This window comes from Microcoleus sp. bin48.metabat.b7b8b9.023, assembly GCF_013299185.1.
Classification (GTDB): domain Bacteria; phylum Cyanobacteriota; class Cyanobacteriia; order Cyanobacteriales; family Microcoleaceae; genus Microcoleus.
Window position 1 is genome coordinate 24,315 of record NZ_JAAFKG010000052.1, and the last position, 12,979, is coordinate 37,293.

Genomic DNA, 12,979 nt, shown 5'->3' on the forward strand with positions numbered 1-12,979 from the left:
GGTCATTGTGTTTTTAATTTTGTACAAGGAGTTTTATTGTGTTTTCAGAAGAACTGCCTGATGCTAACATCATCTCAGATCGCATATCCGTTATAGTATTTTCCAAGGATCGACCCCTACAACTTCAGGCTTACTTGGAAAGCCTCATCTATTACTCAAGTATTCAGGAAAACTCAATCTATGTTTTGCACAAAACAACAGATATTTCTTATCAAAATTTAATTGATAAACATTCAGGGATAAACTGGATTGGAGAAAAAGACTTTTATTCTGACTTGATAGCAACTATTAATCAAGTCAGTGACTTTATTCTGTGGGGATGTGATGACGTTTTATTTAAATCATTCTTCAATCTTGACATTTGTGCCAAGTCTCTTGATGAAGATTCCGAAATCTTCGGTTTTAGTCTCAGAAATGGTAAAAATATTCAGCCATGTCCCCAGTTGAACGACCGAGGAGAATATTGGCTATGTGATTGGACAGATGCACCCCAAGGTTACTGGTCTTATCCTTGGGAAGTTAGTGCCTCTGTTTACAGAAAAAAAGATGTTTTAGATTTTGTAAAACTATCAAATAATATCAGTAATCCCAATTATTTTGAAGGAGAATTGGCCCATTATTTTTCCATCCATAAGGGGAAATGCAAAAAGTATATTGCTTGCTTTGAAGTGAGTAAAACAGTGACTTTGACAATCAATAGGGTGCAGGAAACACATCCTAATTTGTTTGATGCTACTAAAGATACTGATATAAATAGCCTTTATCAATATTTTATTCAAGGTTATAAGTTGAATTGGACGAAATTAAAGGATTGTAATAATTCTCTGGCTCATGTCATGTCTGAATATTTTGAACTTGAGCCACCTGTAACAACAGATCCAATTGTAGATGATATTAATGGTTTAGACAAGTCGATATCCATATCTGATTACTTAGCTCTAGGCGACGAATTGTTAGAATCAGGGCAAATCCAAGAGGCGATCGCCTCTTTCCAAAAGGCTGTTGGGTCTAATCCCTCATCTCCTTGGCCTTACTACCATTTAGGATTGGCATTCAATAAAGATGGTCAATTAGAGGGGGCAGTGAGTGAGTTTGGGCGGGCGATCACTCTTTACCCAGATTTGATATGGGCTCATCATTATTTGGGTGAGACTTTGGTTAAATTGGGTCGGCTAGAGGAAGCTGTAGGGGAGTTTGAACGCGCGATAGAACTGAAACCGGATTTATCTTGGTCTTATTATCATTTGGGTGAGGTTTTATGTCAGTTGGGTCGTTCGGATGAGGCAGTCGTTAATTTAAGACGGGCGATCGAACTTAATCCTGATTTTTGTTGGTCTCACCATTATTTGGGCGAAGCTTTGTTACGGTTACAGAAGTGGAATGAAGCTGCGGTGGCGTTCAATCAAGCCTTAACTTTGCATGAGCATTTTGGTAGTTATTCTGCTTTAGGACAGTGTTGGGAGAAATTGGGGGAGTTGGAAAAAGCGATCGCCGCCTATCGTCAGGCTATCAAACTAAATCCTGACGTTGAGGAAATTCACTTGAGTTTAGCAGAAATGCTACAACAACAAGCTAAATTAGATTTAGAACAAGCAGCCTTAGCATATCGACGAGCGATCGACTTAAACCCGGAAAAGATTGAATCATATCAAAAGTTACTGAAAATTGAACCCGAGAATAGCGATTGTTGGTTTAGTCTGGGGAAGCTGTTAGAGAAAAAAGGTGATGTAGATAGTGCGGTTAAGGCTTATCGGCGGGCTTGTGAATTGAAGCCAGAAGATGCAGGAAATCATCAACAGTTAGGGAAATTGTTGGTAAATTTGGAGCAATTAGAGGAAGCGATCGCTGTGTTGCATCGGGCTGTGGAACTTGCACCAGACTCAGGGGATGATGCTTATTTGTTAGGATTAGCATTAACTAGAATTGGCGAAGAAGAAGATGCGATTGCGAAATTCCGCAGGGCTGGCGAATTGTTAGAAAAACAAGGAAAGCTAGAATTAGCTATAACAGCCTACCAAAAAGCACTAGAGTCATCATCAAATCCCGATCTCTCCTTTAAATTAGGAATGCTTCACGCCCAGTGCGGTCACTGTTCAGAAGCTTTAACCCAATATCAACAGACTTTACAAAGCCAGCCGGACACACCAGAAGTCTACGCTAATTTGGCAGTAATTTTAGTCCAGCAAGGGTTAGTAGAACAGGTAATAAATTGTTACCATCAAGTCTTCCAAAATAAATCCGAAACTGCTAAAAACTACTACAATATAGGTATTATTTTATCACAACAAGGTCTTACAGATGCGGCTGTAGCCTTCTTTCGTCAGGCTCCCCAGAAACATCCTAGCGAAGCGGAAGTTTACGATCGTATATGGCGAGGATTAAATCAGTTAGGACCTTTGACACAGGAAAACCACTATTACCCAACTGAAATAAAGCCAGAACTTGCTGAAGCTCATTTTAACCAAACCAGCCAATACAAAGCTTTCTTGTTTAATAATTTAACAGATAATGATAAGGATTGGCTAGAGAAGACAGGTTTGTCATTGGTTAACTTAGAAACTATGTCGAAAGATGACATATCATTAGAAGAATTATATATTAACAGTTTTGCTGATGGTCAAAAGATTCAATTATCCAGAAAACATCTGACCAGAACTTTGAATGCTTATCAATCAATGGCACAGACTGGCTATATTTACACCCTGTGTCCTATTACTGGTAAAATAGTTCGCTCAAATCAATCATTTCATATACATTACGGTGATTTTAATAATTTCATCTATCGCTTTGTCAGTCAAGAAGTCTTTTATTTGATAACTGGTCATTGGATGGGAATTAAGTTATGCCTTTATTTTCCTAGTAAGGATTTAGTGATTTGGTTCCATAAGGATGTTTGGGTAGGAGAACATATTATTAATAAGCTAAAAGCCTCGCTCGTGAGTCAGTGGTTGAAAGTCAAATCTTATATATCAACACCGGAACCAAAACCAACTGCTGTAGTTTATGGCCATATATCCAACATTTCTCATTATATGTGGAATGAAGTTACAGGGATAGACTATCTAGCCGTTAATGAGTGTTTAGCAAAAATCGATAAATTTTTGACATTACCCTACGACTATTACAATATTCCCGATATGTTTGAGGAAGTATCTGAAGATAAAGTAGTAGCTATTCCTCATGCTAATAGCTTATTAGAAACAATTCTCGACAATAATTTATTTGCGATGAGAGTTACTGACACATTTATCACGGAAGCATTAGCTAAGAAAATTGTTAATTATTCTTTGGCTAAATGTGCTAATGATGGTGTGTTTTTACAAGAAGTAGAACAGGCTAAAAAGTGCTTTCCTCTAATTTGGATAACAATCAGAAGCCATCGTCGTGTCTGGATATCTCAAATTGAAGGTTTTGCTAATATTATTAATAAACTCCACCAAGATTATCCCAAATTAGGAATTGTCTTTGATGGCTGGGGCTGCATGGATCATCGCCAACCAGACCCCAGAGACCAGTCTATGATTCAACAGGAAAATGAAATACGACTAAAAATTATTGATTTGATTGCTCCTGAGATTGCTACTTATAACGCGATCGGAGCTACCAACTTTGAAAAAGCTGTTTGGGCCCATGCGGTAGATATGTACATACAACCAGAAGGAACGGGTCTTACTCATGTAACATGGATCGCTAATAGACCTGGAGTGATATTTAGTCATAAGCAGGCTATGGGGCAGAAATGGTATTGGTTTAATAACAGGGAAAATGCTATTGAACCAGTGCTAATCAAGGAGGAGTACCTAATCGGTAATGCCAAAGATATAGGTTTAGGTCATCACAGTAACTTCGATTGTGATTGGTCAGGAATCTATATTGAAGCAGTGGGAATTATGGGTAAACTAACAAAAAGACGCTAGTGTTTCTTATCGTCGGCGACTGGAAGTGAAGCGCAAGTAATGGACTTGTTTTTTTAGAATCCCGGTTTTTGCAAAAAACTGGGCTTCTTAGGCTTAGGATTTATCAATTCTAATAATTGCGACCTGTACAATTCTATCTGCATTTTTTCTGCTCTTTGTTTCCAACTATTCAACTGAGTTTTTATCCATTCCTTTAGTAGCGAGGAATGTAATCTATTTCACAGTCCAATGTAAATCTAGTAAGAGCTTCTGTCCAACTTGGACAATCACCTGCGAAATTGTTCGATCTGTCACCATTGTATCCTGGTCTTTCCGCCAAAAGAATAGATGCACCGACATTTGAATATTTGTGGCACTCCAATACTGAGCCTTCAGAAGGCAGATCGTCAACATACTTTGTCATAATTCTTAACACATAAAATTTGTTGTGACCACAAAAAGACTGAAGTAGCTGGTAGAGTGAAAATATGTTTTCATCGGTAAAAACACCAGGCAATTCGGGATCTGGATGTCCACTCCTAAACCATCTAATAAATCCAATTTTTTGATGGCCACTTTTACAATAATCTTTTAGCTTGCTGAAAGTGTGGATAAATCGTTCTTTGGCCTGATCAATTGCACCACTATCAATCAACTGAGGTGAGATATCCATGAAATTTTTTCTCTCATCGGAGTGATATTTGCTTACCAATGCAGGAGACAAGTCATGGTGAAATATCAAATCTGAATAGCTGTCTGACAAACTTCCAAATTTATTAATATACAAATTTTTTAAATCAAGGATTTGGGCGGGATTAAATTCAGGTGAAAAAATTCTTTGAAGTGCAGCAAAACTACTTATTGTCCAATCGAATGGAAATGACTCTGACGTGGTATTATTCCTAGTATTAAATTCACGAACCTGATATGCTGTGCGGCACCAAGCGCCAATTGGTATTAGCATGATCTCGTCATTACTAGCTAATTTAGTAATTTTATCACTATAGATTTCAGGAAAGATACCTCCAACATTATAACAATTTTTAATTGTGTAATTTCTACTTTTTTCCAGATAGCTTTCGGTGTCATTTTTTGTGCGAAGTGGCTCAGAGATATCATCTTTTCTTAACTGATTTAACTTTTTCCACAAATTCTCATAAATCGCTCTGCTGTCAGGGAATTTCTCTGGCTCCTCCTTATTATTAACTTCTTGATTGTGACTAAATTGTGGGGCTTTCTGGAAACACCTAATTGCGTCATCCATTAAATTTTTGTCTGCTAAATAGCGACTAAAATCATAATAAACCATCGCTTGATCGGGAGCGCGCTTTAACGCATAATCAAAACAAGCAATCACTCGCTCAAGTCCAGCTTGCTTTACTAAGAGCATACCCCAATTAGGATTTAACTCAATAGCGCGATAATAGGCTAAATGTGCCCTATCAATATGGCCCAATTGGGTATAGGATTGGGCCATACCATAGTAACTAGAGCCATTCAGACTAATTTCTATGGCCTGTTGGAAAGACGCAATGGCCTCCTCAAAGCGCCCTAATTTTGCCAGAGTCTCCCCTAAATTATGGTGATACCAATGAAACTTCGGATTTTGTTCTATGGCCTGATAGTAATAAGCAAGGGCTTCAGAGAATTGGCCTTTTTGTTTTAGTTGGTTAGCCGTTTGAAAATAGCTATTAGTCATGGTTTCTGGTTCTTGGTCGTTGGCGAAATGGTCTTAATTTATCAGATTTAGGGCAGATCTATCTAATTGTAATTAGACCTGTTTCAGTTTTAAGCGCGATCGATCCAATTCTATCTGCATTTCTTCTGCCGTTTGTTTCCAACTATTCAACTGAGTTTTTACCCATTCCTTTTCCGATTGAGTCGCATCTAATTTAGCTTGTACCTCCTGAGTCAATCGCTGCCAAGTTTCCACTTGTGCTGATAACTGAGATTTTTCCGCTTGAGTTTCCTGTAATTGTGACTCTTTTTGTATTACTTGAGATTGTATCTGCTGTACTTGCTGGGCTAACTCTTTTGCTTCTGCGATAAAAGCCTCTTTTTGATCAGCTAAAATAGTGGGGTTAGCCTCACCATACTGGTAATACTTGTTAAAAATAATCTCCCTAGTACGAGTAAAGTCGGTTCGGTTATGGCTACTCGTGTTACTGCCGTCATTTCTTTGGGTAAATTCGCAGGTAGTCTCCTGAATATGAGCTATATCAAATTTACGAGATAGTCGAATTATTAAATCCCAATCTTCATGGGTTGATAGGGTTTCATCGAATAAGCCCACTTCATCTAAACAGGATTTTTCGTGCATTAGACATAAGTTAGGAGTGCAGTTACTCACTAAGATTTTATCCTTATCAAAGTCTAGCGAGTATGGAATGCTACGGTGAACTGTCACATATTCACCATTTTGCTTTTCCTGTTGCGCCATGACAGCATCGGTATAGGCGATTTTATATTCGCCATTTTCTAGGAATTTGACTAGGGTTTCGATGTGATTGGGGTAGTAGATATCATCATCGTCTAAGTAGGCGATGTATTTACCACGGGCGGCGCGGATTCCAGTGTTACGGGCGGCGGAGCGATCGAGAGCGCGATCGTGTTTTTTATAGACAATGTTACTCTTAGTATTAAGGCGTGATATGAGTAATTGTACGTCAACACCACCATCATTAACTACGATGATTTCTAAATCGGCAAAGGTTTGATTAAGAACACTTTGGATAGCTTGGGTAAGCATTTCTGGGCGGTTTTTAGTGGGAATAATAACACTAACTAAAGGTTCCTCTACTTTCGAGTAGTTGGCAAGCTGATTTGTCCGTATAAACATAGGCATTGACGGCTTTAGCCAAAAATAATCAGCAAAAGTATTACATTGATTTTTTACAGCAGCAATATTAGCTTGGATATTTTGTCGATCGCTATTGCTATGTTTTAAAGCTAAATTAAACATTTCTATTGCTTGCTGGTAGTTTTCTTGAGTGGATCTAATTATTCCTAAATTGTTTAGCGCTAAAAAATTTGTTTGGTCTAGTTCTAATGCCTTACACAAAACCTGTTCCGAAAAATTTATATCACTAACAGGTTGGCCATTCCAAACGAAAAATTCCTTACCAAAAGAACCAAGCACAGCATATAGTTTGGCTAAATTAGAGTTGTTAAGAATATAATTGTAGCCAAACAACTTACTCAAAATTTGGGGTTGCAAATATTCCTGCCGTAAAGGTTCATATTCATTTCCTAAAGCAGCATATCCAACTTCTCCCATACTTATACTCTTATGATTTTCATAGTACAATCCCACAATATCAGGTATTTTTTTCGCCATCAAACCATTAGCAGAAAAGCGCAACATAAATTCTCGATCGCCAAAAACTTTCATATCGTCTCTATAGTAACCGATCCGATCGAACACGCTTTTTTTGATTAAAGCTGCATGGGTAGTAATTTGGTAATATAAAAGTAAGGGGGGGATAAATTCTGGATAATAAAAGTTGAATTTATCCGAAGTAGAATCAAAAGAATCATTTTCCAGTCGTGTTATGAGCCAATCACCATAAATAGCACTTAGATGGGGACGATCATCTAATTTCTTTGCCATGATTTCTATTGCATTGCTCGCAAAGCGATCGTCTGCATTAGCATTAATCACATATTCTCCATGACACATTCTAATGCCACGATTCCAAGCAGCGTAAATGGTTTCTCGGTCAGGGGTACGTTCATAAACAATATGCGGGTATTTATTCTGAAACTCTTTAACGATTGAACGCTCATTTTGTTCAGAATTGCTGTCAATCACGATAATTTCTAGTTGACTTTGAGTGTATAAAGTCTGATCTACTAAATTTGCTAAGCGACCTCTAATGAACTTTTCCGAATTATAGGTAGAGACTATCGCTGATACTTTATATTGGTAGGTAGGTGTACTAACTGTATTTTTAATTGGCAGAGAATGCTTTTGTCCCGCAGTTTTAATCAAAATAGACTTGACAATTTCTGCCATTTTAGACCAATAAAACTGCTTACATTGCTCTAATCCAAGCCTAATTAAAGACTCCCGCACTTCGTGTTTCTGAACTTTAATCATTGCTTCTATCAGTTCATTAACATCTCTACCACTCACATACAATACCGCATTTCCACCGACTTCAGGTATAGAAGCATATGGGCAAGTAATAACTGGACAACCACAAGCCATTGCCTCCGCTACAGGCATTCCAAAACCTTCGTAAAGAGAAGGATACACTAAAGCTACTGCACCAGAATAAGCAACTTTTAATTCGGCATCACTGAGTTTGAGTAAATGAACTCTCTTATCTTTGACATGAACTTTAATTTCATCTTCCAGTTGAAGATAACTACCAATACAAACAATCTCCAAACCTTGCCAATTAGGCAGATTGTCGAAAGCTTCAAAAAAAATAGTTGTATTTTTGTATCTTTTCCAACCTAATCTTTCTCCCACAACTATAAAATAAGGTTTACGGATCTCATATTTTGATTTAAATCCAATAATTTCCTCTTGAGTCGCAGGACTAAAACTACTATCAATACCACAATGGGCTACAGTTATTGAATCTGCTAATATATTTGGAAAGCAACCAGCCAGATCGCGCTTAGTATTTTCTGATATAGTTACATAGGCAGAAGCGTATCTAATTCCCCGGTGTTTTTCTCGCCACATGGGGTGATCTGGGTTCTGCTCCATCAGTTCGGGAATCATGTCATAACCCATAAAAACAGAGGGAGTTGACAGGGGAGTTGTATAGTATGTAGAAATGAATACGTTTACTCCTTCTTCATCGCACACTTGCTGAATAATTTGTCTATCTCTATCGGTGTCATCGTAGTTGTATTCAGGTATTTGATGATACCTGATTCCTGAAATTTTAGGTGCTGTTCCTGCTCTATCAAGAACTAGAATATCCTTGGCAAAACCGTCTTTAACCCATTCTTCTAAGAGCGATTTCCAAACTCTAGCTATACCTGTATTGTTAAGCTGAAAAAATATTCCATCTACAGCCACTAACAATGAGTTGTTACTACTCTGTAGGTGCAGATTTGTAGTTTTATGTAAACCTTCTGATTGCAATATTAACTGTCCTGTAGCATCGGATGTTTTAGGAGTATCTTCGCTTACTTTAAAACCACTATCAGCCCATTTTACTAACTCTTCGATTCGGCATTCAATAGTATGTTTTTCTTGGCATAACTGATAGCCGCGAGCAGCTATGTCCTCAGCTAAATCTGGATTTTTAAGCAAGTATTCAATTTTTTCGATTAAGTCATCAGGATTTTCTGAATTATAGTAAACTAAGTGTTCCCATTCACGAAATAATTCATTAGATTTCCCCCCAATGATTTGACTTTGAAGTACCAAACCACCACAAGCTAAACTTTCAAACGTCCGGGATACTAAAGTTGGTGACAAAGAAGGCAAACTGAGAAGTATCTTATATTTATTTAAAGTTTCAGCATAAGATTGAACTGCCTCTACTGGACGTAGTAAGCCACTCATATCTAGTTTATCAACATCTACTGATTGACATAAGCTCAAATACTCTATTAGCTTGCCTCTATTTTTATATGGGCTATTTTCATGGTAGTTAGTAACTTGCCCTCGAAAAAAAGCCCGATCGAGCCGTTCTCGGAAAGAAATATTTTTATGAAAATATTGAGTATCAACGGCAAAGGGAGAGAAAATTATCGGTTTCGCAATATATTCTTCCTCGCTTAAAAAGCTTACATCAGGCTCATGGTGGCAAATAATAGCATCAACACAAGGTACTGTACTTTTAATTGCCCTAGACATCTGTTCGCGCCAACTATGGGTATTTTGAACAGCATCATTGAAGTAACTATCGGGAATTGTAACTACTTTTTTTACTCTCGCTTTATCCCACTGATTTTGCCATTTAGGAGTGTTATGCAAACTTTGAGAATGCCAATCAAATCCAAGCAAGAGCATTATATCTGCTTGCGGGTTTCTCAAGTATTCGTACAAACCATCATCATCTGTAGGTTCTAATGCTCCCCATTCAGCCACAGGGGTGAATACACGATTCAGTAAACCTTGTCTTTGCAAAACATTAGCCCAACCTCGCGAAAAGTTCCATCCATGTGTTCCAGTAGCTTGCAATACAACATCTATGCGAGGTTGACTGGGCATAGAAGAGAAATGATTGAAATTTCCTACAGTTTTTTTTGCTTGATGAGATAGACTTGATTTGTGTTGCGATGAATTTAGAGAATAACTGATCGTGGCCGTGTGCTGGTCTAAACCTAATGTATTATCATCTAGCGGTTTTTCTAATACTGCGGCAAATTGAATATAACAAGATTCATCAACTTGTTTAGAATTTTTTATGCGGTAAACTTTTAGTTTTAGACCATTAAGATTCCGGCATATTCTATCGAATAAATGCTGGGGATCGTAAAAACGAGCGTGGCGATGACCCCACCCCAATGAACAATAGACCACAGCATCTTCTTCAAACTTAACCCCTCCAGTTGATATTGCCGTTACAGGATCAGTTTGAACAGCATATTCGTCAAAAAGGTAAAGTGGCAGAATACAAAGACTACCACCTGGTTTGAGCAAGCGAGCAGCTTCTTTGATAAAACCCATATCTGCATCTTCTTCAAAGCTAGGGAATGTGTGGACTGCTATTTTAGTAGCAAACCCATCTGGCAAAGGTAAATTTGTGGCATTTCCTCCTATCATCTCTTGATTGATCCCAAAAGGATAGGCAGGACTATGTACATAACTTGTGACTCCATATAAGCGCGGGTAAATTTTTGGTGCTATCGGTGCTTCACTGGCTACCTCAATATAGATATCACTGCTGCTCAACTTTAAAAGCTTAATTGCGAGATGGTGTTCCAACGATTTTTCTGGAAGAGAAAATTGATATTCAGGGAAATTTTTTAAATAACCAGCATCTTTGAAGTATTTTTTATATTCGATAATATCTACTAAATAATCTACTACCTCAATACCTAATTGACGAAGACTACTACTTATTAAATCTCCATTGCAAGGAGGCACCCATTCTTTTATTTTAGGTTCTCTGATTAGCTCAAAATCAGAGTCCACTTTTTGTGGGCTAGGCCACAGAGACTCTCTGATATTTTGTCTGAGTTCAGGATCAAATTCCCCCAAGGGAAATCTTTGTTTATTATAATTCTGCAGCCACCATCCATCACCGTAGGGATCTAGCAACACCGAGTTAGTTCTTCTAAATAGCGCTGTTCTATTTCCGATCACTTCCAACAATTCAAACATTTCATCTTCCTTTAAAAAAAGATACAAGTTTTGAATCGTTGGAATCCAAATATCATCAATTATTAGTAATGCTCCTTGGTCAAGATAAGGGTAAATAAAGTAGTAGTCAATTTCGGGAAAAGGATAACCATGAGCACCATCAATTAGGACCAGTTGCAATTTTTCAGAGAAACTATAGTGGGGTAATTTTTTCTGGGTTGCTCCTTCGATGAACTCTATAGTATTTTTATTCAGAAGAGGCGATAATTTAACAGTATCTAAATCTCCTCTTGGGAAAGCAAAGCATTTGTGATTTATTTTACTAATATTAGAGAGTAAAAGAGTGCTAACTCCACAACCTGTTTCTAGGGAGTTATTGATTGGATAATCTTTAGCATAATTAGCTATAGCTTCTAAAACTGTGTGAGGTAAAGCCCCAGCAGGCTGAAAATCTCCTGGTAAGTTTTTTATATCGGCTAAAACTCTATCAATCAAAGCAATATCCTTGCTTATATTTTTAGTATTAACAGGCTGTGGAAAATGCCCTGGTTTAAATTTACTCACAACTTCTTTAAACACATCTATATATCTGGTTAAGATAACAGTTTTGTCAAGGTTGTTTGTGATGAATTTGATGGCACGTTCACGAATTGAGCCATCACCATCAATAATTTCAAATACTCTAATTATCGTTTTAGCTAATTCTTCCGGTGTATTTGGCCAATACAAAAACCCAGTTTTACCCTCAACTAAAGTAGCAGCGACACCACCAGCATTGTGGACTACAGGAATACAGCCACAGGCTTGAGCCTCTATTGCCACCATACCAAAACTTTCTTCCTGAGAAGGAACAGCTATGATGCCATGTTGGGGGTAAATTTGTGGCATTTCACTATTAGCAACAGCGCCATGAAAATACACCCCACTTAATTGCTGACCTCTCAATTCTTTTTCATATTCATCTGTTCTATCTTTCCACAAAGATGCACTACCATAAATATTTACTTCTGTATCGGGAAATTTGCTCCGTATTTCTGGTAAAGCCGCGAAAAGAATATGCAAACCCTTATGATCTACAATTGCCCCGGCAAACATGATAGAATGGGGTTTACGCTCTATTGGTTTTGGAGTAAAAACTTTAGTATCTGTAAAATTAGGCACAACCCTAATCTTATTAATCGGCACACCTTGCGAAGCGATGGCTAGACGATGAATATCTGACAGACATATAAACCTATCAAATTTATCAATATGATTGACTTCATTCGTGGCTAGCTGCCAATTGTGTATATGTAAAATCCAAATCTGCTTCGCTTGTTTTTTGTATTCACAAAATTTATTTAAATATGTCGCAAAAACGACGATATCATAATCAGATAGGAACGTTTGTAAATTGTCAGACTTGTTTAAAGGTATGAAATTAACCCCTTGATATGTTTCTGGATAATTTACATAATTACCTGTGGCATAAACTAAAATATTTTCTCGGCTGACTAAAGCAGTAGTCAGCGCAATTACTATCGTGCTGGTTCCCGCAAAAATTTCTGTTGTATTCCCTAACTGCTCGTAATAAAAAAGAATTTTCTTTCCGGATAATTCTTGAGTTGAATGTGGAGATTTTTCTTGATTTAACTTGTCATTATTAACAGATACGTCATCACAGACACTCACTCGATAACTATTAATGCCGGCTTGTATTTGTTGCAAACGATTCTTCGATTGCTCTAAATTAGCCTTAGCTTGACTCAATTTATCCGAATTTTCATGATTAGAAATTGCCATGATTTTTATCCTTATTGTTCTAAGT

The 12,979-nt window shown here is 37.5% G+C and carries 3 protein-coding genes; 1 reads left to right on the forward strand and 2 read right to left on the reverse strand.

Translation table 11 applies throughout. From position 1 onward, the window contains the following. The first annotated feature begins 38 nt into the window (after positions 1 to 38). Complete coding sequence (locus QZW82_RS24475) at positions 39 to 3,917, forward strand: tetratricopeptide repeat protein (RefSeq protein ID WP_293154187.1); 3,879 nt, start codon at positions 39 to 41, stop codon at positions 3,915 to 3,917. A gap of 193 nt (positions 3,918 to 4,110) precedes the next feature. Here QZW82_RS24475 and QZW82_RS24480 read toward each other — a convergent pair whose 3' ends face one another. Both QZW82_RS24480 and QZW82_RS24485 read right to left on the reverse strand, forming a co-directional pair. Next, on the reverse strand, positions 4,111 to 5,595 hold the full coding sequence (locus QZW82_RS24480) for a DUF1796 family putative cysteine peptidase (RefSeq protein ID WP_293154190.1): 1,485 nt from the start codon (positions 5,593 to 5,595) through the stop codon (positions 4,111 to 4,113). Between the two features lie 72 nt (positions 5,596 to 5,667). Further along, positions 5,668 to 12,954, reverse strand: a complete 7,287-nt coding sequence (locus QZW82_RS24485) for a glycosyltransferase (RefSeq protein WP_293154193.1) — start codon at positions 12,952 to 12,954, stop codon at positions 5,668 to 5,670. Positions 12,955 to 12,979 lie beyond the last annotated feature (25 nt).